The 23640-nt window shown below is 73.9% G+C and carries 22 protein-coding genes; 14 read left to right on the top strand and 8 right to left on the bottom strand.

The window, feature by feature from the left end; translation table 11 throughout:
• Positions 1-59: 59 nt before the first annotated feature.
• From pafA to J4709_RS49470, 4 genes are all read left to right on the top strand, one after another.
• A complete protein-coding gene (gene pafA, locus J4709_RS49485; protein ID WP_151592999.1) occupies positions 60-1418 on the top strand; it encodes a Pup--protein ligase in 1359 nt (452 codons plus the stop codon).
• A gap of 236 nt (positions 1419-1654) precedes the next feature.
• A complete protein-coding gene (locus J4709_RS49480; protein ID WP_307802145.1) occupies positions 1655-2503 on the top strand; it encodes an FKBP-type peptidyl-prolyl cis-trans isomerase in 849 nt (282 codons plus the stop codon).
• A gap of 87 nt (positions 2504-2590) precedes the next feature.
• On the top strand, positions 2591-3283 hold the full coding sequence (locus J4709_RS49475) for a helix-turn-helix transcriptional regulator (protein ID WP_208252466.1): 693 nt from the start codon (positions 2591-2593) through the stop codon (positions 3281-3283).
• A gap of 32 nt (positions 3284-3315) precedes the next feature.
• Positions 3316-3861, top strand: a complete 546-nt coding sequence (locus J4709_RS49470) for a DUF3291 domain-containing protein (protein WP_208252465.1) — start codon at positions 3316-3318, stop codon at positions 3859-3861.
• Between the two features lie 25 nt (positions 3862-3886).
• Here the strand turns inward: J4709_RS49470 and J4709_RS49465 are convergent, their stop codons facing one another.
• Complete coding sequence (locus J4709_RS49465; protein WP_208252464.1) at positions 3887-4969, bottom strand: DUF3866 family protein; 1083 nt, start codon at positions 4967-4969, stop codon at positions 3887-3889.
• Positions 4970-5097: 128 nt separating this feature from the next.
• Here J4709_RS49465 and J4709_RS55290 point away from each other — a divergent pair, with 128 nt between their 5' ends.
• The 6 genes from J4709_RS55290 to J4709_RS49435 all read left to right on the top strand — a co-directional run bounded on the left by J4709_RS55290 (position 5098) and on the right by J4709_RS49435 (position 11656).
• Positions 5098-6057, top strand: a complete 960-nt coding sequence (locus J4709_RS55290) for a helix-turn-helix transcriptional regulator (protein WP_173093371.1) — start codon at positions 5098-5100, stop codon at positions 6055-6057.
• A gap of 8 nt (positions 6058-6065) precedes the next feature.
• Positions 6066-7091 carry a helix-turn-helix transcriptional regulator gene (locus tag J4709_RS49455; protein WP_208252463.1) on the top strand — a complete coding sequence of 342 codons (1026 nt, stop codon included), beginning with the start codon at positions 6066-6068 and terminating at the stop codon, positions 7089-7091.
• 144 nt (positions 7092-7235) lie between these two features.
• Entirely contained in the window at positions 7236-7457 is a 222-nt protein-coding gene (locus tag J4709_RS49450) for a hypothetical protein (protein WP_246342679.1), read from the top strand.
• Positions 7458-7481: 24 nt separating this feature from the next.
• Entirely contained in the window at positions 7482-7844 is a 363-nt protein-coding gene (gene tatA / locus J4709_RS49445; protein WP_173093365.1) for a Sec-independent protein translocase subunit TatA, read from the top strand.
• Positions 7845-7897: 53 nt separating this feature from the next.
• Positions 7898-8755, top strand: a complete 858-nt coding sequence (gene tatC / locus J4709_RS49440) for a twin-arginine translocase subunit TatC (protein WP_232385256.1) — start codon at positions 7898-7900, stop codon at positions 8753-8755.
• 132 nt (positions 8756-8887) lie between these two features.
• Complete coding sequence (locus J4709_RS49435) at positions 8888-11656, top strand: DEAD/DEAH box helicase (RefSeq protein ID WP_208252462.1); 2769 nt, start codon at positions 8888-8890, stop codon at positions 11654-11656.
• A 24-nt stretch (positions 11657-11680) separates the two neighbouring features.
• Here the strand turns inward: J4709_RS49435 and J4709_RS49430 are convergent, their stop codons facing one another.
• Both J4709_RS49430 and J4709_RS49425 read right to left on the bottom strand, forming a co-directional pair.
• Positions 11681-12580 (bottom strand): hypothetical protein, encoded by a 900-nt coding sequence (locus J4709_RS49430; RefSeq protein ID WP_208252461.1) that lies wholly within the window; start codon positions 12578-12580, stop codon positions 11681-11683.
• A gap of 19 nt (positions 12581-12599) precedes the next feature.
• On the bottom strand, positions 12600-13505 hold the full coding sequence (locus tag J4709_RS49425) for an oxygenase MpaB family protein (protein WP_307802144.1): 906 nt from the start codon (positions 13503-13505) through the stop codon (positions 12600-12602).
• Positions 13506-13824: 319 nt separating this feature from the next.
• Here J4709_RS49425 and J4709_RS49420 point away from each other — a divergent pair, with 319 nt between their 5' ends.
• On the top strand, positions 13825-14184 hold the full coding sequence (locus J4709_RS49420; RefSeq protein ID WP_208252459.1) for a PH domain-containing protein: 360 nt from the start codon (positions 13825-13827) through the stop codon (positions 14182-14184).
• 78 nt (positions 14185-14262) lie between these two features.
• On the opposite strand, the gene J4709_RS49415 is transcribed toward J4709_RS49420, so the two are convergent.
• A complete protein-coding gene (locus J4709_RS49415; protein ID WP_208252458.1) occupies positions 14263-15282 on the bottom strand; it encodes an alpha/beta fold hydrolase in 1020 nt (339 codons plus the stop codon).
• A gap of 226 nt (positions 15283-15508) precedes the next feature.
• Between J4709_RS49415 and J4709_RS49410 the strand changes: the two genes are divergently transcribed.
• Positions 15509-16531, top strand: coding sequence for an ABC transporter ATP-binding protein (locus J4709_RS49410; RefSeq protein WP_208252457.1), 1023 nt, complete (start codon positions 15509-15511; stop codon positions 16529-16531).
• On the top strand, positions 16528-17370 hold the full coding sequence (locus J4709_RS49405) for an ABC transporter permease family protein (protein ID WP_208252456.1): 843 nt from the start codon (positions 16528-16530) through the stop codon (positions 17368-17370). Before J4709_RS49410 ends, J4709_RS49405 begins: the two co-directional genes overlap by 4 nt.
• A gap of 169 nt (positions 17371-17539) precedes the next feature.
• On the opposite strand, the gene J4709_RS49400 is transcribed toward J4709_RS49405, so the two are convergent.
• Together J4709_RS49400 and J4709_RS49395 are read right to left on the bottom strand one after the other, a co-directional pair.
• On the bottom strand, positions 17540-18292 hold the full coding sequence (locus J4709_RS49400; protein ID WP_208252455.1) for an SRPBCC family protein: 753 nt from the start codon (positions 18290-18292) through the stop codon (positions 17540-17542).
• 80 nt (positions 18293-18372) lie between these two features.
• Complete coding sequence (locus J4709_RS49395; RefSeq protein ID WP_208252454.1) at positions 18373-19038, bottom strand: ArsR/SmtB family transcription factor; 666 nt, start codon at positions 19036-19038, stop codon at positions 18373-18375.
• A 144-nt stretch (positions 19039-19182) separates the two neighbouring features.
• Here J4709_RS49395 and J4709_RS49390 point away from each other — a divergent pair, with 144 nt between their 5' ends.
• Complete coding sequence (locus J4709_RS49390) at positions 19183-20949, top strand: glycoside hydrolase family 15 protein (protein WP_307802143.1); 1767 nt, start codon at positions 19183-19185, stop codon at positions 20947-20949.
• Between the two features lie 15 nt (positions 20950-20964).
• On the opposite strand, the gene J4709_RS49385 is transcribed toward J4709_RS49390, so the two are convergent.
• Positions 20965-22608: an MFS transporter gene (locus J4709_RS49385; RefSeq protein ID WP_208252453.1), complete on the bottom strand. Its 1644-nt coding sequence runs from the start codon at positions 22606-22608 to the stop codon at positions 20965-20967.
• A gap of 120 nt (positions 22609-22728) precedes the next feature.
• Positions 22729-23640, bottom strand: a 912-nt coding sequence (locus tag J4709_RS49380; protein WP_208252452.1) for an FHA domain-containing protein, incomplete at its 5' end; no start/stop codon positions are given.

Genomic DNA, 23640 nt, shown 5'->3' with positions numbered 1-23640 from the left:
GGGGAAACGGTGGGCTTTTGAGACTGCCAAGTCGGGGCCGGGCCGCATAGGGTCGTGGTGTGGACAGGCGCATCTTCGGGCTTGAGAACGAGTACGGCGTCACTTGCACCTTCCGCGGGCAGCGGCGGTTGTCACCGGACGAGGTGGCGCGCTATCTGTTCCGCAGGGTGGTGTCCTGGGGCCGGAGCAGCAACGTGTTCCTGCGCAACGGTGCGCGGCTCTATCTGGATGTGGGGAGTCATCCGGAGTATGCGACGCCGGAGTGCGACAGCGTCGTGGATCTGGTGACGCATGACAAGGCGGGGGAGCGGATCCTGGAGGGTCTGCTGGTGGACGCCGAGCGGCGGCTCCGTGAGGAGGGGATCGCCGGCGACATCTACCTGTTCAAGAACAACACCGATTCGGCGGGGAATTCGTACGGCTGCCACGAGAACTATCTGGTGGGGCGGCACGGGGAGTTCGGGCGGCTGGCGGACGTGCTGATCCCGTACCTGGTGACGCGGCAGATCATCTGTGGTGCGGGGAAGGTGCTGCAGACGCCGCGGGGTGCGGTGTACTGCGTGTCGCAGCGGGCGGAGCACATCTGGGAGGGCGTGTCGTCGGCGACGACGCGGTCGCGTCCGATCATCAATACGCGGGATGAGCCGCATGCGGACGCGGAGCGGTTCCGGCGGCTGCACGTGATCGTCGGTGACTCGAACATGAGCGAGGCGACGATGCTGCTGAAGGTCGGGGCGACCGACCTGGTGCTGCGGATGGTGGAGGCGGGGGTGGTGATGCGTGATCTGACGCTGGAGAACCCGATCCGGGCGATCCGGGAGGTCAGTCATGACATGACGGGGCGGCGGAAGGTGCGGTTGGCGAACGGGCGCGAGGCGAGTTCGCTGGAGATCCAGAAGGAGTACTTCGGGAAGGCGCGGGACTTCGTGGATTCGCGGGGCGGGGACGCGACGGCGAAGCGGGTGCTGGATCTGTGGGAGCGGACGCTGCGGGCGGTGGAGACGGGCGATCTGGATCTGGTGTCGCGGGAGATCGACTGGGTGATGAAGTACAAGCTGATCGAGCGGTACCGGCGCAAGTACGATCTGCCGTTGTCGTCGCCGCGGGTGGCTCAGCTGGATCTGACGTATCACGATGTGCATCGTGATCGGGGGTTGTACTACCTGCTGGAGAAGCGGGGGTCGGTGGAGCGGGTGTCGCGGGATCTGGACATCTTCGAGGCGAAGTCGGTGCCGCCGCAGACGACGCGGGCGCGGTTGCGGGGGGAGTTCATCCGGAAGGCGCAGGAGAAGCGGCGTGATTTCACGGTGGACTGGGTGCATCTGAAGTTGAACGATCAGGCGCAGCGGACGGTGCTGTGCAAGGATCCGTTCCGGTCGGTGGACGAGCGGGTGGACAAGCTGATCGCGGGGATGTGACGTCCGGTCCGGGTGCCGTCGCGGGGGCGGCGGCGCCTGGGGCGGGTGTGGTGGGGGTGTGTCGCGTGGTGTGCGCTACCGGCTGGTCACTTGGGTTGTAGGGTGAGCGCGCAGCAGCGCTCATCACCCCTCGAAGGACCCGTATGCGCCGTCGTGTTCTCCGTCGTGTCGTCGCTTTGCCCGCCGTCGCCGTTCTTGTGGTGCCGTTGGCGGCAGGGTGTTCGGGTGGTCCGGATGTGAAGGTGTCGGTGAAGGGCGCGTTCGGGCGTCTGCCGGAGGTGTCGTTCCCGAAGGGCGGTCCTGAGGGGTCGCTGGCGGTGAAGACGCTGAAGGAGGGGAAGGGGACGGCGGCCCGCAAGGGTGATCTGGTGATGGCGGACTATGTGGGGTACCGCTGGAACAAGTCGGGGAAGAAGCTGCTGGCGAGCAGTTATGCGGAGGGGCGGCCGGGGTTCTTTTCGACGTGGCAGCTGGTGCCGGGTCTGGTGAAGGCGTTGGAGGGGGCGCGGCCGGGGTCGCGGGTGGTGGCGCGGATTCCGCCGAAGGACGGGTTCGGGGCGGCGGGTGATGCGCGGCATCAGGTGGGGTCGGGGGACACGCTGGTGTACGTGCTGGACGTGCTGGGTGTGTATTCGGGGAAGTCGGGGCCGCACGGGGTGAAGCAGGCGGCGTTGGCCGATCCGTCGTTGCCGAGGGTGTCGGATGCGCCGGCGGGGCAGGCGCCGGTGGTGACGGTGCCGAAGGCGGCGCCGCCGAAGCGGTTGCAGGTGCGGACGCTGGTGCGGGGTGATGGGCCGGTGCTGCGGAAGGGGCAGCTGCTGGCGACGCAGTATGCGGGGTATTTCTGGCGTGATGGGCGGGTGTTCAATTCGTCGTGGTCGGCGGGGCATCCGTTCGGTGTGGTGGTGGGGACGGGCCAGGTGATGAAGGGCTGGGATCAGGCGTTGCTGGGGCAGCGGGTGGGGAGCCGGTTGCTGCTGGTGGTGCCGCCGTCGCTGGGTTACGGGTCGAAGGGGTTGGCGCAGTACGGGATCCGGGGGTCGGACACGCTGGTGTTCGTGGTGGATCTGCTGGGCGCGCACTGATCGTTCCGTAGGGCCGCCGGGGGTGTTGGGCCTCCCGGCGGCCTTGGTGTTTCTATGTTCTATCTGCGCTGTTCTTAGAATGGCGGGGTGGAGGACATCGAGGCGGTGGCGCTGCTGCAGGATCCGGTGCGGCGGCGGTTGTACGAGTTCGTGGTGGGCCGGGGCCGCGAGGTGGGGCGGAACGAGGCGGCGGAGGCGGTGGGGGTGGGGCGGACGCTGGCGGCGTTCCATCTGGACAAGCTGGTGGACGGGGGTCTGCTGGAGGCGGGGAGCCGGCGGTTGTCGGGGCGGTCGGGGCCGGGGGCGGGGCGTCCGGCGAAGGTGTACCGGCGGTCGGGGGTGGAGCGCGGGGTGTCGTTGCCGGCGCGTGATTACCGGACGGTGGCGGGTCTGCTGGCGGGGGTGGCGGAGCGGGCGGGGCTGGATCGGGAGGTGCAGGAGGCGGCGCGTCGTGAGGGTGCGGCGTTGGCGGCGGGGGCGCCGTGCGGTGATCTGGATGCGTTGGCGAAGGTGCTGGAGGAGCGTGGTTATGAGCCGGTCCGCGAGGGCGGCGCCGGCGAGGCCCGCGAGGCTGGTCAGGGTGGCGGCGGCGAGGTTCTGCGGATGCGCAATTGCCCGTTCCATGCGGTGGCGGAGGGGTTCCCCCCGCTGGTGTGCGGGATGAATCTGGCGTTGCTCGAGGGGCTGGTGGAGGGGTCCGAGGGGGTGCGGGTGCGGATGGATCCGCGGCCGGGGTCGTGCTGCGTGGTGGCCGAACCTTCTAAAAACAATGAGGATTGACATAGAAGCGAGGGGCGTGGTGGAGTGACGCCATGACCGCATCCGAGGATCTTCGCGCAGGCTTCCATCTCGCCCAGTTCAACGTGGGCACGCTCCGGTACCCCCTCGACGACCCGCGCACCGCGGACTTCGTGGCGGCCCTGGACCCGGTGAACGCGCTCGCCGACGGCGCGCCGGGGTTCGTGTGGCGGCTCGTGGAGGAGGGGCAGGCGGACGCGACCGGGATGCGGCCGGCCGGCGCCGACGTGATCATCAACTACTCGGTGTGGGAGTCGCCGGAGGCGCTGTGGGACTTCGTCTACCGCACCGTGCACCTGGAGACGATGCGGCGGCGCCGCGAGTGGTTCGAGCGGCACGTCGAGGCGCACCTGGTGCTGTGGTGGATCCCGGCCGGGTACGTCCCGACGGTGGAGGAGGCGCTGGAGCGGCTGGACCTGCTGCGTTCGCAGGGGCCGTCGCCCCGCGCGTTCACGTTCTCGTCGTCGTTCACGGCCGAGGAGGCCGCGGCGCACGAGGCCGCAGCGCACGAGGTCGTGGACGAGGAGGGGGCCGCGGGCGCGGAGCCGGCGGTGCTGTGACGGGCGGCCGCGGGCCCCGCGGCGGTCAGCCGAGCAGGGCGGCGGTGTGCCGGCCCGCGGCGGCGGCCGTGAGGAAGTAGGCGAGGTCCTCGTCGAGGCGGCGGCCCATGGTGGACAGCCGGACGCCCCAGTCCTTCTCGGCGGCCCTGAGCGTGTCGTGGAGGCCGTCGACGGGGACGGGGACGAGGGTGTGCCGGTCGCCGAGCGGGGCGGCCTCGGCGGCGACGCGGGCGCCGAACCCGCCGCCGAGCTCGGGGACGGGGACGTCGGCGCGGGCGAGGGCGACGCGGCCGTAGGCGGTGAGGCAGTGGTGGGAGACGCCGATGTGGCGTTCGCGCTTGTCGCCCTCGCTGACCCGCAGGGACGCGACGGGGCGGCCGTCGAGGACGGACGCGGCGTTGACGGCCTCGCCCGCCGAGACGCCGGAGAAGCCCCATTTCGTGCCGGTGCCGAGGTTGCCGGGCCCCTGGGCGAGGACGACGGCGTCGGCGTCGAGGACCAGCCGGGCGGCGAGGAGGCCGGTGTGGACGGTGACGGCCTCCAGGTCGCCGCCGAACGCCTGCCCGGCGGTGACGGTGGCGGCGAGGGCGCCGGCGTCCTTGAGCCGGGCGATCGACATGGAGAACCAGGACGGCAGCGCGCCGCCGTCCGGCATGAGGTAGACGATCCGGGCGCCGGGGCGTGCGGCGAGCAGGCCGGCGAGGATCGGCGCGAGGGCGGAGTGCAGGTCGGCGACGACGACGGGCATGCCGCCGAGGGAGTCGGCGTCGCGGAGGACCTCGTGGTGGGGGGAGTCCTGCTCGTCGGCGCCGAGGACGGTGGCCTGCAGCGGGGTGTAGCGGGCCTTGACGAGGTGGCCCGGGCCGGACGGGTCGGGCGGGAGCCGGTCGGGGACCGCGACGACCATGGCGTAGCCGCCGGTGCCGAGACCCAGCGCCAAGGCCGTAGTGTTGAGCAGGACGGTGTCGCCGGGCTCGGGACGTCCGACCAGGTCGGGGTAGGCCAGTGCGCGGTGCGCGCCGTCGTCCCCGATCACGACGTCGAGTTCGACCGCCCCCGGCCATTCGCGGCGGATGCCCTCTACTGTGCCTTTGCGCCATCGGATCACACCGGGAAACGGTAGCGTCCTGGGCGACGGGCGGGGGCGTGATCGGGCCGTCGGCCCGGCCGGGGCCGCCGGAGGTCGCGGAGCGGAGGGGCGGAGCGCGAGGCTCCGCGGAAGGGGTTGGTGGCCAAGTGTCGCGGCGCAAGACCGAGCGCCTGCTCAATCTGGTGGTCTGCCTGCTCGCCACCCGGCGCTACCTGACCGCCGAGCAGATCCGGCGGGCGGTGCCCGGGTACCCGGACTCCGACGAGGCGTTCAAGCGGATGTTCGAGCGCGACAAGGAGGAGCTGCGGGAGCTGGGCGTGCCGCTGGAGGTGGGCAGCGACCAGCAGGGCGGCGGCGGCGAGGAGATCGGGTACCGGATCCCGCCGCAGGCCTACGAGCTGCCCGACATCCATCTGACGCCGGACGAGGCGGCGGTGCTGGGGCTGGCGGCGCGGGTGTGGCAGCGCGCGAGCATGGCGGAGGCCGCCTCCGGTGCGCTGCTGAAGCTGCGTGCGGCGGGGGTGGAGACGGACGTGGCCACGGCGGTGGGCGTGGAGCCGCGGGTGAACACCGGCGATCCGGCGTTCCCGGCGCTGTGGGAGGCGGTCCGCGACGGCCGTCCGGTGGCGTTCGACTACCAGGGGATCGGCCGGACGTCGGTGGTGCGGCGGCATCTGGAGCCGTGGGGCGTGGTGTCGCGGCGGGGCCGCTGGTACGTGGTGGGGTTCGACCGGGACCGCGACGAGGAGCGGGTGTTCCGGCTGAGCCGCATCGTCGGCGAGGTCGCGGCGGACGGCCCGGACGGGTCGGTGACGGTCCCGGACGGGGTGGACGTGCGGAAGATCGCGTTCGACTGGGGCGACCCGGTGACCGAGCCGCGGCCGGCGACGGTGCGGCTGCGGGCCGGCGCGGCGCAGGGGCCGCGGCGCTGGGCGCGGGACGTGCGCCCGGCCGGGGACGGGGAGTGGGACGAGGCGGTCCTGACGTTCCGTGACGTGGAGCGGTTCGCGCCGTACCTGGCGCGGTTCGCCGATGACGTGGTGGTGCTGGATCCGCCGGACCTGCGCGAGGCGGTCATCCAGCAGCTGAAGTCGGTGCTGGGGTGAGCGGGGCGATGACGAACGCGAGGACGGGGAAGCCGCCGGCGAAGGCGGCCAAGGCGCCGGCGACGACGTCGACGGACCGGCTGGCGCGGCTGCTGGCGCTGGTGCCGTACGTGGTGAACCGCGACTCGGTGCTGCTGGGCGAGGCGGCGGCGGCTTTCGGGGTGACCGAGAAGCAGCTGATCGACGACCTGAACCTGCTGTGGTGCGTGGAGTTGCGGGCGCCGGACCCGTACTGCCCGATCGACCTGTCCTATGAGGGCGGGGAGATCACGGTGGCGGAGGCGGAGTCGATCGCGCGGCCGCTGCGGCTGAAGGTGGACGAGGCGTCGGCGCTGCTGGTGGCGCTGCGGATGCTGGCGGGCATCCCGGACCTGCACGACCGGGACGCGCTGTCGCGGGTGATCGCGAAGCTGGAGTCGGCGGCGGGCACGGCGGCGGCGGTGTCGAGCAAGGTGGCGGTGGAGGTCGACGCGCGGGGCGGGTCGGCGGACTCGGCGAGCACCGGGCTCGGGACGCTGCGGGACGCGATCGCGCAGGGCCGCCGCGTCCACCTGCGGTACTACGTGCCGGCGCGGGACGAGAACACCGAGCGGGACGTGGACCCGATGCGGCTGCTGGTGGTGGAGGGCAACACCTACCTGGAGGGGTGGTGCCGGCGGGCGGAGGCGGTGCGGCTGTTCAAGCTGGACCGGATCTTCGACCTGGCGGTGCTGGACGTGCCGGCGGAGGTGCCGGAGGAGGCCGAGCCGATCGACGTGGACGCGGGACTGTTCCGGCCGTCGCCGCAGGACGTCGCGGTGACGCTGGAGCTGACGGCGCGCGGCCGGTGGGTGGCGGACTACTACCCGTGCGAGAGCGTGGAGGAGCTCGGCGAGGGCCGGCTGCGGGTGGTGCTGCGCACGCCCGACACGCGGTGGGTGCGGGGGCTGGCGCTGCGGCTCGGCGACCAGGGCCGGGTGGTGTCGCCGGAGTCGCTGGCGGACGGTGTCCGCGGCGACGCGTCCCGCGCGCTGGCGCTGTACGGGATGGGCTGAGCGCCCGCAGGCGGTGAGCACCGGCACGGCGGCGGAACCCGTGCCGGTGCCCGTGCCGGTCTCCGTGCCGGTGGCCGGTCCGATGTCGGTGTCGGGGTGGTGCCGATGGGGCGGGGGGCCGGGGGATCGGCTACCGTGGCGGGCGTGGCGTGGGTCGGAGTGTCGGTGTCGGTGGGCTTCGTCGGCCTGGCCGTGCTCGCCTGGTGCGCGTTCCGCGTCTACCTGGGCGTGCGGCGGTTCGGGCGTGAACTGGAGCGCACCAGACGGCGGCTCGCGCCCAAACAGTCGGCGTTGCGCGATGAACTGTCCGAACTTCAGGACGCTCGAGTGCCACAAGCGCCAGGGGACGGCGTACGATCGTCCTGAGGACCCCTGCTGAAGAGGATTGTCATGGCTGGACTGGGTACGCCCGAGATTCTGATCATCCTGGTGGTCGTACTGCTGCTGTTCGGATCGGCGAAGCTCCCCCAGCTCGCCCGGTCGCTGGGCAAGTCGGCGCGGATCCTGAAGGCCGAGACCAAGGGCCTGCACGACGACGGCTCCGAGGACGCCCCCGCCGCCGCTCCGGCCGCCCCCGAGGCGGCGGCGCCGGACGCGCGGGACAAGGCGGCGCGCCTGCGCGAGGAGGCGGCGCGGCTGGAGCGCGAGGCGGCCGCCGCGGAGGGCTCGCAGCGCAGCCGGGGCGCGCTGGCCTCCGGTGAGCCGATCGAGGGCGTTCCGGTGTCGGACCCGGGCCGGATGCGCCAGGGCTGACCCGCCCGACCAGGCCGCACACCCCCAGCCGAACCGAGCCCGGAAAGCCCGTCATGAAGCCCAGGCAGAACAGCGTGCCCGACGGCCGCATGCCGCTCATGGAACACCTGCGTGAGCTGCGCAACCGGTTGATCAAGGCGATCCTCGGGCTCGTCGCGGGCGGGATCGTCGCCTGGCTGCTGTTCGACCCGATCTGGAAGTTCCTGCAGAAGCCCTACACGCGGATCCCGCAGAAGCACTGCCTGGGCGGCGAGTGCGACCTGGTGGTGCACGGGATCTTCGACGGGTTCTTCGTGCACCTGAAGGTCGCGCTGATCGTCGGCGCGGTGCTGTCGTCGCCGGTCTGGCTGTACCAGATCTGGGCGTTCGTGGCGCCGGGGCTGTACAAGCGGGAGCGCCGCTGGACGTACACGTTCATGGGCGCGGCGGTCCCGCTGTTCTGCGCGGGCGCGGCGCTGGCGTACCTGACGATGGACAAGGGCCTGAAGATCTTCATCGGGCTCGCGCCGGGCGACACCAAGGTGCTGGTCGGCATCCAGGACTACCTGGGCTACGCCCAGGCGATGCTGCTGATCTTCGGTCTGACGTTCGAGCTGCCGCTGTTCGTGGTGATGCTGAACCTCGCCGGGGTCCTCACCCACGAGCGGATCCGCAGGTCGCGGCGGCTGCTGATCTTCGGGGTGTTCGTGTTCGCGGCGGTCGCCACGCCCAGCCAGGACCCGTTCACGATGCTGGCGCTGGCGCTGCCGACGGTGGTGCTGTTCGAGATCGCCGAGGTGCTGGCGTTCTTCCACGACCGCCGCAAGGCGCGCCGTCCCGACCCCGAAGCGGAGCTGTCCGACGACGAGGCGTCACCGCTGGACCTGGAGACGATCGACGCCGAGCTTGAGGGCGGCGGCCGCACCCGCTGACCTCCCGCGGCCCGGCGCGCCGACCTCCCGCGCCCGGCGTTCACGGGCGTGTCCCGGGACGTTCTCAGGGGCGCGCGGGAAATCGAGTCCTGAATTGGGAATCGGGCCGGTCGAAACCGTAGGCTCGATGACATGACCTCCCCCGACACCGCGCAGACCGCGGACAGCCCGGCCGGGCGGTACGCGGCCTACCGCGCGCGCACCGCAGGGAACGGCCCGGCCCTGCTGGACTTCCGCACCCTGTACGACTTCGAGCTGGACGCCTTCCAGATCGAGGCGTGCCGGGCGCTGGAGGACGGCAGCGGCGTGCTGGTCGCGGCGCCCACCGGCTCCGGCAAGACCGTCGTCGGGGAGTTCGCGGTCCACCTGGCGCTCACCAGCGGCACCAAGTGCTTCTACACCACGCCGATCAAGGCGCTGTCGAACCAGAAGTACGCCGACCTCGTCCGCCGGTACGGCCCCGGGAAGGTAGGGCTGCTGACGGGCGACAACAGCGTCAACGGCGAGGCGCCGATCGTGGTGATGACCACCGAGGTGCTGCGCAACATGCTGTACGCGCAGTCGCCGACCCTGGCGGGCCTGGCGTTCGTGGTGATGGACGAGGTGCACTACCTCGCCGACCGGTTCCGCGGCGCCGTCTGGGAAGAGGTGATCATCCACGTTCCGGACTCGGTGCGGATCGTGGCGCTGTCGGCGACGGTGTCCAACGCCGAGGAGTTCGGCGAGTGGCTGCACGAGGTCCGCGGCGACACCGCCGTGATCGTGGACGAGCACCGGCCCGTCCCGCTGTTCCAGCACATGCTGGTGGGGACGCGGCTGTACGACCTGTTCGTCGACACCGGCAAGGGCAAGGACCGGCAGGCGCGGCTGAACCCGCAGCTGACGCGGATGGCGGTGGAGGAGGTCCGGCGCGCCAAGGTCAACCAGGGGCGCCGCACCGGCCGGCGCCGGGCGCCGCGCCCGCAGCGGTTCCGGCCCCCGGCCCGCCCCGACGTGATCGAGCGGCTGGAGCGGGCGGGGCTGCTGCCGGCGATCACGTTCATCTTCAGCCGCGCCGGGTGCGACGCGGCGGTGCTGCAGTGCCTGCACGCGGGGATCCGGCTGACCTCCAAGGAGGAGGCCGAGGAGATCCGCGCGCACGCCGAGCTGCGCACCGCCGACATCGCGCCCGACGACCTGCGGATCCTCGGCTACCCCGACTTCCTGGAGGCGCTGCAGCGCGGCGTCGCCGCGCACCACGCGGGGATGCTGCCGACGTTCAAGGAGATCGTCGAGGAGCTGTTCACCCGCGGGCTGATCAAGGCGGTGTTCGCGACGGAGACGCTCGCGCTCGGCATCAACATGCCGGCCCGCACCGTCGTGATCGAGAAGATGGACAAGTGGAACGGGGAGGCGCACGTCGACCTCACCCCGGGGGAGTACACGCAGCTGACGGGCCGGGCGGGGCGCCGCGGCATCGACGTGGAGGGCCACGCCGTCGTGGTGTGGGGCCCGAGCGTGGAGCCGTCGTCGGTGGCGGGGCTCGCCAGCACCCGCACCTACCCGCTGAACTCCAGCTTCCGGCCGTCGTACAACATGGCGGTGAACCTGGTCGGCGCCGTCGGGAACGAGCGGGCGCGGACGCTCCTGGAGGAGTCGTTCGCGCAGTTCCAGGCCGACCGGGCCGTGGTGGGGCTGGCGCGGCAGGTCCGCAAGAACGAGGAGGCCCTGGAGGGTTACGCGAAGGCGGCCGAGTGCCATCTCGGCGACTTCATGGAGTACGCGGCGATGCGGCGGCGGCTGTCGGACCGGGAGGCGGAGCTGTCGCGGGAGCGGTCGTCGGCGCGGCGCGCCGAGGCGGCGAAGTCGCTGGAGCACCTGCGTCCCGGTGACGTGATCCTGGTGCCGTCGGGGCGGCGGTCCGGGCTCGCCGTCGTCCTCGACCCGGGCGTGGGGCGCCGCTCCGACGAGCCGGCGCCGCTGGTGCTGACGGTGAGCCGGTCGGTGCAGCGGCTGTCGATCCAGGACTTCCCGCGCGCCGTGGAGCCCGTCGACCGGATCCGGATCCCGAAGTCGTTCAGCCCCCGCAACCCGCAGGACCGCCGCGACCTGGCGTCGACGCTGCGCAACAAGGTGCCCGACGACGTGCGGGAGCGGCGCCGCACCCGCGGCGACTCCGCCGCGGGCGACGACGCCGAGATCGGCCGGCTGCGCGCGGAGCTGCGCGCCCATCCGGTGCACGGCTGCGACAAGCGCGAGGACCACGCCCGCTGGGCGGAGCGGTACCACCGGCTGGACCGGGAGACCGAGCAGCTGCGGCGCCGCGTGGAGGGCCGCTCGCAGGTGATCGCGCGGACGTTCGACCGGGTGTGCGCGGTCCTGCAGCAGCTCGGCTACCTCGAGGGCGACTCCGTCACTGCCGAGGGCCGCCGCCTCGGCCGGATCTACAACGAGCTGGACCTGCTGACGGCCGAGAGCCTGCGCGCCGGGCTGTGGGAGAAGCTGGATTACGCCGAGCTGGCGGCGTGCGTGTCGGCGCTGGTGTACGAGTCGCGGCAGCCCGACGACGCGACGCCGCCGCGGACGCCGACCGGCCCGTCGCAGGACGCGCTGGCGGCGATGGTGCGGCTGTGGGGCGAGCTGGAGGCGGTCGAGCGCGACAACCGGGTGTCGTTCCTGCGCGAGCCCGACCTGGGGTTCGCGTGGACGGCGTACCGGTGGGCGAAGGGCGACGACCTCGACGAGGTGCTGCTGGAGAGCGACCTGACGGCGGGCGACTTCGTCCGCGCGGTCAAGCAGCTGCTGGACCTGCTCGGCCAGGTCGTCGACGCGGCGCCGGAGAACTCGCACCTGCGCAAGACGGCGCGGCGGGCGATGGACGCGATGCGCCGCGGCGTCGTCGCCTACACCTCGGTCGGCTGATCAGGCCACCTGATCGGGGGCTGATCAGGCGTCCTGCTCGGCGGGGAGCGCGAGGTCGGCGGCGACGACGGCGGCGAACGCGCCGCGCGCGATGATCGCGACCCACAGGACGGGGACGACGGCGGCGAGCGCGACCCAGCCGAGCCCGTCGACCAGCGCCGAGGTCAGCACCGCGACGATCGCCGCGCCGCCGCCGACGAACCCGGCGACGAGCGCGGCGCGCAGCGGCCCGGGGCCGTCGGCGCCGGCGTCGGTCAGCCCGAACTGGTGCAGCACGCACATGATCAGGCCGAGCGTGCCGAGCGCGAGGGCGCCGGTGACGTACAGGGCGGCGGCGAGGCCGGAGGTGAGGAAGCGGGCGGCGTGGCCGGCGATCGCGCCGAGGTCGCCGACGTCGAGGAACGGCGGGAACGCCCGGTAGTCGGCGCGGTCGGTGGACAGGAACCGTTTCCAGCCGTCGCCGTCCGGGCCGTGCACGACGGCCAGGCACATCAGCAGGTTCGCCAGGATCACCTGGCAGGCCGCCCACCGGATCCGCCCGGCGACCAGCAGGCCGCGGGTGATCAGGAACCCGGCGGCGGTCAGCGCGACCTCCCCGGCGGCCAGGGCGGTCAGGGCGCCGTGGGAGAGGCGGCCGGTGTGCTGCAGCGTCGCCCACTGCGGGTGCGTCGCGGTGATGAACAGGCTCGTCGGGACGAACACCAGGACGCTGTAGGCCATCGCGAGGGCGAAGTGGCGGCCCCCGGTGGCGCCCTCGACGCGCGGTGCCCGGCCCGGCACCGGGTCGGCGGCGGGCCTGGCCGAGGGCTCGGCGGAGGGGTCCGCGGTCGCGCGGCGGGCGCCGCGGAGCTGGTGCGCGGCGGCCAGCGCGATGCCCGCGCCCGCCGCGTACGACCAGGGCAGGTCGGCGTAGATGCCCAGCATCGGCGGTCTCCGGGAGGGGTCAGGGACGGCCGCGGCGGCGGCGGTCGCGGCGGCTGGCGAGGGTGCGGTCGACGCGGTGCCGCGCCAGCCGGACCAGCAGCGGCCGCGGCGGGCGCCGCAGCAACGCCGGGGTGAGGTGGTGCAGGTCGGTGGCGGTGCGCAGCACCAGGTCGGCGGCGCGGCGCCGGCTGTGCGTCCAGGGCAGCCCGTACTGGTCGCGCAGCGGCTCGGGCAGCAGCGCGGTCGTCACCAGGCGGAACACCATGAGCGCGGGCGCGAGGACGCGCAGTTTGCGCGGGTACAGCACGGCGGCGGCGACCTCGCGGGCGGTGTCGGTGACCTCCAGCGACGCCAGCGTCGCGTCCATGTAGGCGCGGAACGCCGCCAGGTCGGGCGGCTGGGCGTCCAGCGGGCAGCCGAGGACCTCCGCGACGATCCGGGCCTGCCGGTAGTACTCCTCGGCGAGGTCCGGCTCGCCGTCGCCGGGCCGCATCACGTGCTCGTAGATGTACAGGGCCGAGTCGATCAGGGTGGCGTTCACCCACAGCTGCAGGTCCGGGTCGTTGCCGGAGTAGCCCTCGCCGCGGACGGCGCCGTGGATGCCGCGGACCTTCGCGGCGATCCGGCCGACCTGGTCCGGCGTCCCGAACGTGGTGACGAGCAGGAAGTCCAGGGTGCCGAACAGCCGGGCGAGGGGGCGGTCGGCGAAGTCGCTGTGCTCGGCGACGCCCCGGGCGACCGCGGGGTGCGCCAGCTGCATCAGCAGGGCGCGGCCGGCGCCGAGGCCGACCAGCGGCTCGGCGGCGAGGGTGCGCAGCACGTCCCGGTCGGCGAGCCGCTCGGCGAGCAGGTCCGGGCCGAGCACGGCCGCGGGGGCGGGGGCGGACGAGGCGCGGGGGGCGGACGAGGCGCGGGGGGTGGTCACGGGGCCTCCCAGGGTCGGCGGCCTGTTCCTGCCGGCCATCCTCCCGCAATTATTGGCAGTGCGTCAATAAGTGCCCGCGCCGCGCGCGAGGGCGGCGGCCCGCGGCCCCGGATGCCGGTCCGCCGCGACCCCGCCGCGCCGCCTCCACGGAAACGTCGGCACATTTCACCGCAACACACGAAAAGACGCACCACAACAGGGCGTTGGTGGCACAATCGAGGCTTCTGCCAACCCCCCGAGGGCAGTGGGACCGCCGCCGCGGCGCCGTGACGGCGGCCGCCGGGCCGCCCACGCGCTCCGCGAGAAAGGTCCCAGCCCCGTGGCCATCCGCGACAAGATGCGTGCCAACGCGGCCCATGTCCTGCAGCCGGACGAGCAGGTCCAGGCCGTTTTCGGAGCCCAGACGACCAGCCAGTACTTCGCGCTGCTGTCGTACTGGATCATCCTGTTCAGCAACGCCTACCGGGTCGTCGTGGTCACCGACCGGCGCATCCTGGTGTGCCGCTCCGGGCGGCTGCGCATGACCCCGGTGAACGAGGTGCTCCGCGAGCTTCCCCGGCACACCCGGATCGGCCCGCCGTCCGGCCTGTGGTGGCGCTGCGACACGCTCGGCGAGCGCCTCTACGTGCACAAGCGGTTCCACAAGGACGTCAACGCCGCCGACGGCGTCGCCGCCTGACCCGGCCGTCCGCGACGGCTCCGGCGCCCTCCCCGCACGCCCGCGGGGAGGGCGCCGCCGTGCGTCCGGGGGTTCGGGTCAGGGTGCCGTCGCCAGGATCGCGTCCGCGACCTGCCGGGGATGCGACACCAGCGACAGGTGGCGGGCGCCCGGGATGACCGTGGGCGCCGGCGCCCCGATCCGCCGCGCCGTCTCATAGGGGGAGTTGCGGGAGAACACGTCGTCGTCGGCTCCGAAGACCACCGCCTTGGGCACCCGGACCCCTGCCAGCTCCGCCACCCGCGCCGCCGGCAGCCCCACCACGGCCTGCATCTGCCACAGCGCGTCCTCGGCGCCCGGCATCTGGAACGGGCGCCGCCACTGCTGCACGCCCGCCTCGTCCAGCGCGGGGCAGGACGGCCCGCACTGCGAGCGGTAGATCGTCCTGATCGCCCAGTCCGACCGGACGACCAGCCGGGTCAGCGTCGTCCGGTACGGGTTCCGCAGCAGGAACCGCAGGTTGTCGGCGCCCTCCCCGGCGCCGGTGTCGAGGGCGTCGCCGTCCAGGAACACCACCCCGGCCGCCCGCGCCGGCGCCTTCAGCGCCGCCGCCGCGATCACTCCCGCGCCGCTGGAGTGCCCGACCAGCGTCGCCCGGTCCAGGCCCATCGCGTCCAGGAACCCCAGCAGCTGCGCGGCCTGGTGCGCGGTGTCGAACGGCCCGCGCCGCTCGCTGTAGCCCCAGCCGGTCAGGTCCAGCGCGTACACGCGGTGCCGGGCGGCCAGCAGCGGCGCGACCGGCGCCCAGGTGTCGGCGGACTCGAACGCGCCGTGCACCAGCACCACCGGCGTCCCGCCCGCCCCCCACTCCCGGTACCGGGTCCGGATCCCGTCCGCCTCGGTGAACAGCGCGCCGGCGGGGGGCTTCGCGCGGCCGGACGTCGCCGCGTTGTAGGAGAAGGAGAACACCGTGACCGCCGCCACCAGCACCACCACGGCGATCAGCAGGCGGCGCCCCCACCGGCGCAGCCGCGAGCGCCGGCGCGGCCGGGCGGGCTCCGGCTCCGGTGCGGCGGTCGCTCCGGACGGCGGCACGGAAGGATCGGACACTGCGGTCATCACACTCCTCCAGGGGGATCTTGCTCATCATCCCCGGATCGGGCCCTCTCAGGCGTCCGGCGCGGGGAGTGACCGCGGCTGCTCCCCGCGCCGTACGCACCGCCCGCCGGGGGCCTCCGATGCCCTACCAAAGACGGAGGCGCCTCGGCTCAGGGGAGGATCCACGCGAACCGCGCGCCGCGCTAATGTGATCCTGATCACCGACACCGACCCCCGGGAAGCGCGCATGATCGAGGCGGAGCACCTCACCAAGCGCTACGGCGACAAGACCGCCGTGGACGACCTGTCCTTCACCGTCGTCCCCGGACGGGTGACGGGATTCCTCGGCCCGAACGGCGCCGGCAAGTCCACGACCATGCGGCTGCTGCTCGGCCTGGACCGGCCCACCCGCGGCGACGCGCGCATCGCCGGCCGGCACTACCGCGACCTGCCCGCCCCGCTGCGGGTCGTCGGCGCGCTGCTGGAGGCCCGCGCCGTGCACACCGGCCGCAGCGCCTACAACCACCTGCTGTGCCTCGCCCAGACCCAGGGCATCGGGCGGCGCCGCGTCGACGAGGTCGCCGAGCTGGTCGGCCTCACCGAGGTCGCCCGCAAGCGCGCCGGCGGGTTCTCCCTCGGCATGGGGCAGCGGCTCGGCATCGCCGCCGCGCTCCTCGGCGACCCGTCCGTGCTGATCCTGGACGAGCCCGTCAACGGCCTGGACCCCGAGGGCATCGTCTGGATCCGCACCCTCATGCAGCGGCTGGCCGCGCAGGGCCGCACCGTGTTCGTCTCCAGCCACCTGATGAACGAGATGGCCGTCACCGCCGACCACCTCATCGTCATCGGCCGCGGCCGGCTCATCGCCGACTGCTCCACCGAGGAGTTCATCGAGCGCAGCACCGAGAAGATGGTGGTCGTCCGCACCCCGGACGCCGACCGGCTCGGCGGCGTGCTCGCCGCCGAGGGCGCCAAGGTCGCCGCGGGCGCCGACGGCGCCCTCACCGTCACCCACATGGAGGCGCCGCGCGTCGGGGAACTCGCCGCCGCCGAGCGCATCGTCCTGCACGAGCTGACGCCGCGCCGCGGCTCCCTGGAGGCGGCGTTCATGGAACTGACCCGCGACAGCGTCGAGTACGGGGCCTCCGCGGAGCCCGGCGGGCAGGGCGCCGTGCCCGGCGCCGCCGTGCCGCCGCCCGCCCCGCCGGCCGAGGCGGACGCCGCGTCCGCGGAAGGCGCCGCGTCCGCAGAACAGGGGGAGAACCGATGACCGCCGCCGACGCGCTCCCCGCGCAGCCCGCGACCGACCCCGGCGCGTTCGGCCGCCCCGGGTTCGGCCGGCTGATGCTCGCCGAATGGACCAAGATCCGCTCGGTGCGCTCCACGATCTGGTCGCTCATCCTGCTGGTCGTGCTGGACCTCGGCTTCACCGCGCTGTTCGTCGGCCTCACCGTCGGGCAGTGGGACAAGTCCAGCGCCGGCGACCACGCGCAGATCATCGCCGACCCGGTCGGCACCATCCTCGGCAGCGGCTTCTCGCTGAGCCAGCTCACCATCTGCGTCCTCGGCGTGCTGGTGATCGCCTCCGAGTACTCCACCGGCATGATCCGCGCCAGCCTGCTCGCGGTGCCCCGCCGGCTGCCGATGCTCTGGGCCAAGTCCGCCGTGTTCGCGCTGATCGTGCTGGTCTTCGGCCTCGTGGTGTCGTTCCTGTCGTTCTTCATCGGCGCGGCGATCCTGCACTCCAAGGCGCCGGTGGCGATCGGCGACCCCGGCGTGCTGCGCGCCGTCATCGGCGGCGGCCTCTACCTGGCCATGCTCGGGCTGTTCGCGATGGCGATCGGCGCGATCGTCCGGCACCCGGCCGGCGGCATCACCGGCGTGATCGCGTTCGTGCTGGTGCTCGCCCCGCTGGCGCAGCTGCTGCCCGGCAGCCTCGGCGACCACGTGCACGCCTACCTGCCCTCCGAGGCGGGCCACCTGATCGCCCAGTCGCACCAGGGCAAGGACGACCTGCTGACCCCCTGGCAGGGGTACGGGGTGTTCGCCGCCTGGACGGCCGCGCTGATGGGCGTCGCCGCGTTCCTGCTCAAGCGCCGCGACGCCTGACACCGCCCCGGCACCCGGCGGCCGGTGGCGCGTTCAAGAGCGCCCTGCCGGTCGTCCCTCGCCGTGAACGGAGCGGCGGCGCCCGCGGGAATCCCTCCCCGCGGGCGCCGCCGCTCCGTGCCAGACCAGGGCCGGATCAGGGCCGGATCAGGGCCGGACCAGGGCCGGATCAGGCGTACAGGCCGTCCAGCCAGCCCTGCCACGCCTTCCGCGCCGCCTCCTCGTCGCGGGCCGCGTCGCCCGCGAACCGGTGCAGCACGATCCCGACCGGCGCGCCCCACGCGTTGCGGCCGAAGAACCGGTACATCGCGTCGCCGGTGCGCAGGCCGAGGAAGTTCTCGTTGCGGAAGTCGACCACCGCGTCCACCTCGCCGGCGCCCGGCAGGTCCACCCGCACCCGGTCGCCCTCGGCCGCGCCGTCCGCCGCGGCCGCGCCCAGCCCGAGGGCGCGGCCGACCGCCTCGAACGCGTCCTTCGCCGTGGACGCCGCCGGGCCCTGCACGTCGGTGTGCACCGCCGCCCGGCCCGCGAAGTGCGTCACGTACTGCCGCAGCGTGTGCAGGTAGAAGTCGGTGTGCTTGTTCGCGCCGTCGTACTGGTCGTCCCAGTTCTCCACGAAGATCCCGCTGTGCACGTAGCGGACCCAGGACCGGCCGCCCTCGCGCGGCTCGATCAGGTGGTCGAGCTGGTTGAGCGCCTGCCCGACCGCCTTCAGCTCGTCCGGGGACTCCGACCGGGCGACCAGCCGGTGCGGCGGGTCCCACGTGGTCAGCGTCGCGCCGAACCCGGCGGCGCCGCCCTCGCGCGGCTCGTACTCGGTCGGCCACAGCCACCCGGCGGTGTGCACCGTGATCGCGTCCCAGACCTGCTCGGGCGTCGCGTCCACCTCGAACTCGCGGACGATCTCGAATTCCTTGGCCATGATGTGCTCCTCGCTCCGCGCGTCGCCCGCGCGTTCCGTTCTGTTCGGTGTCCGTGGTCCCGCCGCGGGGCGGGCGGTTCTCAGGACTCGATCGCGTCCGTCTCGTCCCGTCCCCGCAGGCCCTCCGGCGGGTCTTCCTGCTCTTCGCCGTGCTCGGCCGCCGGCTCCGCCTTGAGGGACGGGTGCAGGGCGACGACGACCCGGTGCCCGCGGCCGCCCTCCGCCGACGGGTCGTGGTACTTGCGCACCAGCGCGCCGACCCCCGCCGTCAGCTCCTCGACGAACGCCGCCCGGTCGGCGGCCGAGGCGAACCGGACCTCGCCGTCCAGCGCGTAGGTGGCCAGCCGCTTGTTCGCCCGCTCCGCGCCGGTGATGAGCGCGCCGACGTCGCGGACCAGCCGCGCGCCGAGCGCCAGCAGCCAGCGCGCCGACAGCGCGTCGCGGTGGCGGTCGGGGTCGGGTTGCAGCCCGGGCAGCGCCAGCGGCGAGATCACGTAGGACGCCGCGGTCGCCCGCATCAGCCGCTCGGTCATGTTGCCCTTGCGGCGCTCCTCGACCAGCTCCACCAGCCCGTGCCGCTCCAGCGCCCGCAGGTGGTAGTTCACCTTCTGCCGCGGCAGCCCGACCCGCGCGGCCAGCGCCGCCGCCGACAGCGGCTCGGCCAGCTCGGCCAGCAGCCGCGCCCGCATCGGGTCCAGCGACGCGGCCGCCGCCCCGGGCTCCTCGATCACCGTCACGTCCAGCATGCGTCCATCATCGCCACCGACAGTCTGAGTTGTCAAGACAAAAAAATTTGTCGGGAGCGTGTCGATGATCACGAGCCCGGATCGGCGGCCCGTTCCCGGGTACTGACCCCCCCGACGCAACGGCGGAACGGCGAAGGAGGCACGGTGGGGGGCACGGGCGGACGGGACTCGCTGCCGAAGGCGCTGCGCGACTACGCGCTGATCGCGGACGGGGAGCGCGGCGTCCTGATCGGACCGCAGGGCGAGTACGCCTGGATGTGCTTCCCCGCCTGGGACGGCCCGCCCGCGTTCGGCGGGCTGCTCGGCGGACCCGGCGACTACGTCGTCCAGCCCGCCGCCGAGCGCTGGGTATGGGGCGGCTACTACGAGGACCGCGGCCTCATCTGGCACAGCCGCTGGGTCACCGGCGACGGCGGCATGGTCGAATGCCGCGAGGCCCTCGCCCGCCCCGCCGACCGCGACCGCGTCGTCGTGCTGCGCCGCTGCCGCGCCGTGCGCGGCGGCACCCGGATCCGCGTCGTGCTCGACGTGCGGGCAGGCGAGCACGGCGAGCGGATGCGGGACCTGCACCACCACGGCGGCGAGTGGACGGCCCGCAGCGGCGCCGCGCGGATCCGCTGGCGCGGCGGCGACGAGGCGGTGGTGCGGGAGAACACCGACGGCGGGCCCGCCCTCGCGCTGACGTTCGACCTCGCCGAGGGCGAGTCACGCGACCTGGTCCTGGAGATCGCCGAAGGGGCCTTCTCCGAGGGGCCCCTTGACCCCGCCGCGCTGTGGGACGCCACCGAGCGCTGCTGGCACGACGACGTCCCGTCCTGCGAGGACACCATCGCCCCGCGCGACGCGCGCCTGGCGTACTCGGTGCTCACCGGGCTCACCAGCAGCGGCGGCGGGATGGTGGCCGCCGCGACCACCGCGCTGCCCGAGCGGTCCGACGAGGGCCGCAACTTCGACTACCGGTACGCCTGGATCCGCGACCAGTGCTTCGCCGGGCGCGCCGTCGCCGTGCACGGCGGCCCGCCGCGGCTGCTGCGCACCGCCGCCGAGTTCGTCACCGCCCGCGTCCTCGCCGACGGCGACCGCCTCAAGCCCGCCTACACCGTCACCGGCGCCGACATCCCCGACCAGCGCGACAGCGGCCTGCCCGGCTACCCCGGCGCGACCGCCGTCACCGGCAACCGCGCCAGCTCCCAGTTCCAGCTGGACGCGCTCGGCGAGGCGCTGCTGCTGCTCGCGGCGGCGGCCGAGCGGGAGCCGCCGGGCACCGACCAGGTCGAGGCGGCCCGCGTCGCCGCCGGCGTCGTCGCCCGCCGCTGGAAGGAACCGGACGCCGGCATCTGGGAGACCCACGACGACCTGTGGACCCACTCGCGGCTCAGCTGCGTGGCCGGCCTGCGCCGGGCGGCCCGCTACCTGGCCGGGCCGGCGGAGGCGTCCTCGTGGAACGACCTCGCCGACGCCGTCCTCGACGAGACGTCCCGCACCTCGCTCGCGCCCGGCGGGCGGTGGAAGCGGGCGCCCGGCGACGACCGCGTGGACGCCGCGCTGCTCATCCCGCCGCTGCGCGGCGCCCTGCCGCCCGGCGACCCGCGCACCGTCGCCACCCTGGAGGCCGTCCGCTCCGACCTCGTCCAGGAGGGCTTCGTGTACCGGTACCGGGTCGGCGACGAGCCGCTCGGGGTCGCCGAGGGCTCGTTCAGCCTGTGCGGCTTCTTCCTCGCCCTCGCCGAGCACCGCCAGGGCGAGACGGCCCGGGCGCTGCGGACGTTCGAGCGGACCCGGTCCGGCTGCGCCACCAGCGGGCTGTTCTCCGAGGAGTACGACGTCCGGCAGCGGCAGCTGCGCGGGAACATCCCGCAGGCGTTCGTCCACGCGCTGCTGCTGGAGTCCGCCGCCCGCCTGACGCCCTGAGCGCGGCCCGGGCCGTCAGGCGTCGGCGGGCTGCGCGGCGGGGGCGGGCCGCGCGGCACGCTTCCTCGTCTCCACCCCGAACGCCGCGACGACCAGCACCGCGAGCAGCAGCGGGACGGCGCCGAGCAGCGCGGTCGTGTTGATGGACGGCACCGTCGCGCCCACCACCAGCACGATCGTCACGACCACCCCGCCGAGCTTGCCGACGCCCGCCGACAGGCCGGAGCCGCGCGAGCGGATCCGGGTCGGGTAGATCTCGGAGCTGTAGGCGGCCAGGACCGCGGCGATCGTGGCGGTCCCGACGATCGGGCCGGCCAGCAGCACGTACAGCCACGCCCGGTTGTGGGCGAGGGACTCGCCGGAAAAGGAGAACGCCACCAGCGCCGCCGCCGTCAGCGCGGTCAGCACGATGATCGTCTTCTTGGCGCTCCACAGCCCGTACATGGCGGCGGCGATGAACACCAGCGGCAGCCCCAGCAGCGAGGAGTCGCGCAGCGCCGCGTCGGCGGTCTTCTGCGCCAGGCCGAGCTTCTGCAGGTTCGACGGGATCCACAGCTGGAACCCGTAGGTGACCAGCCCGATGCCGAGCCCGAGCACCACCACGGCCACGCTGAGCCCGGCGAACGGGGGGCGGAACAGCGGCGAGAAGCCCGCGCCCTGCGCGGCCTCCCGGCGCTCCTCCGCAGGCGCCTCCGCGGCCGCGCCGGCCCGCTCCTCGGTCTGCGCGGCGTCCTCGATCGCGCCGTACCGGGTCATGATCGCGCGGGCCTCGTCCTCGCGGCCGTGCGCCAGCAGGAACCGCGGCGACTCGGGGATCCAGTGGTTCAGCGCGATCAGCAGCACGCCGGTCGGCATGCCGAGCAGCCACAGGATCCGCCACGAGTAGTGCGGCACCAGCGCCGACGACAGGGAGCTGGTGATGACGTAGGCCAGCGCCAGGTTCCCGCCGATCAGCACCATCACCCAGCCGCGGTGCCGGCCCGGGATCATCTCCGCCAGCAGCGAGAACGTGATCGGCAGCATCCCGCCGGCCGCCAGGCCCATCAGCAGGCACATCGCGAGGTTCCACGAGAACGACGGCATCGCGCCGCACACCGCGGTGGTGACGAACATGACGCCGGCCAGCAGGATCGACGAGCGCCGCCCGATGTGGTCGCCGAGCCAGCCCCACAGGAACGACCCGGCGACCGTCCCGGCCAGGCCGAACAGCGGCAGCAGCGCGACCGGCCAGTGCCCGCCGGGGTTCAGCGCCGACTTCAGCCCGTACTCCTTGCCCATCCCGGGCGCGACGAACGACAGCGTGATCGGCTTCATCGCGTCGATCGTCACCGCCGTCGTCATCACGATGACCAGCCCGATGTGGGCGGGCCGGAACGGCGCGTCGTGCGCGGCGCGGACGCGGACCTCGCCGTCGCGGCGGGACGCGGCGAGGCCGCGCGGGATGAGCCCGTACGCGGTGAGCGCCAGGCCGACCACGATGAGCCCCATCCCGGTGATCATCGGGGCGTCCATCGACATGCCGCGCATCATGTAGTGCATGTCCGCCGAGTCGACGTACATCGGCAGGTGCAGGGCGACGCCGGCGACGCAGGCGATGAACCCGGTCCAGAAGGCGGGCGGATGGGCGAAGGTGATACCGCCCATGGGCCGTGTTCGCATCAGTGTCCTTTCGAGGGGGGCGCGGCCGGCGTGCCGGCCGCGGGGGGAGCGCCGTCAGGCACGGTGGTTGTGACGCCGCGTGCGCCCGGCTGGTGCCTGTCCGGTTCCGGTCACGCTTTTTCAGACCTTCCGGTTGGACTCGAAACGGAAGGTGCGGGTGAGTCCGACGCGGACGGCCGCGCCGGGCGCCAGCTCGACCGGGGTGTCGGGCGGCAGCCGGACGAAGTCCGCGGCGCCGGGCGCGCGGATCGCCGTTCCGTTGGCCGAGCCGAGGTCGACCACGTTGACCTGCCACTCCTCCAGCCGGACCAGCACGTGCCGGCGGGAGATCGACTCCTCGGCGTCGGTCATCCGCAGCGGATGCGCGCGGCCCTCGGCGACCTCCGGCGCCCGCTCCGGCCGCCGCCCGATGAGGTGGTCGACCTCGAGCGGGACGGTCTGCCCGTCGTCCAGCAGCAGCACGCCGAGCGGCGGCCGCGGCCCGTGGAACGGCGACAGCGTGAGCTGCAGCATCGAGATGCCGCAGACCGCGCAGTAGTGCGCGCGCGGGTCGTTGAAGTGCTCGTTCTTGCAGTTGACCCCGAGCACCTGCGACCCGCCGGGGCGCCGCTTCGGATGCTTGCGGATCAGGCTGACCCGCTCCGGCTCCCGCTCGGGCCCCTCCGCCGCGGGCGCCCGGTCGGCCGCCGGCGAGCCGTCGACCGGGGTCGGCGGCAGCGGCGGCCGCTCCGCCGTCGTCGGCCTGGCCGGGGCGGCCGGCCGCGGCGCGGGCCGCTCGGGGACGGGCAGGCCCGGGGGAGGGGCGGGCGGAAGCGGCGGGGCGGCCTCGTCCAGCATCGTCCTCAGCTGCTCGGACGGGACGGCCCGCAGCCCGCCCGCGACCGGACGCTCGCCCGCGACCGGACGCTCGCCCGCGACCGGACGCTCGCCCGCGACCGGACGTTCGCCCGCCACCGGACGGTCGCCGGCCGGCGGGGACGCGGCGGCCGGGCGGCGCACCGCGCGGCGCAGGCCGCCGCCGCGCACCACGCC

It is taken from the genome of Actinomadura violacea, from assembly GCF_017573465.1.
In the GTDB taxonomy this organism is placed as follows: domain Bacteria; phylum Actinomycetota; class Actinomycetes; order Streptosporangiales; family Streptosporangiaceae; genus Spirillospora; species Spirillospora violacea.
This window is presented reverse-complemented; position numbering and strand designations above follow the sequence as displayed.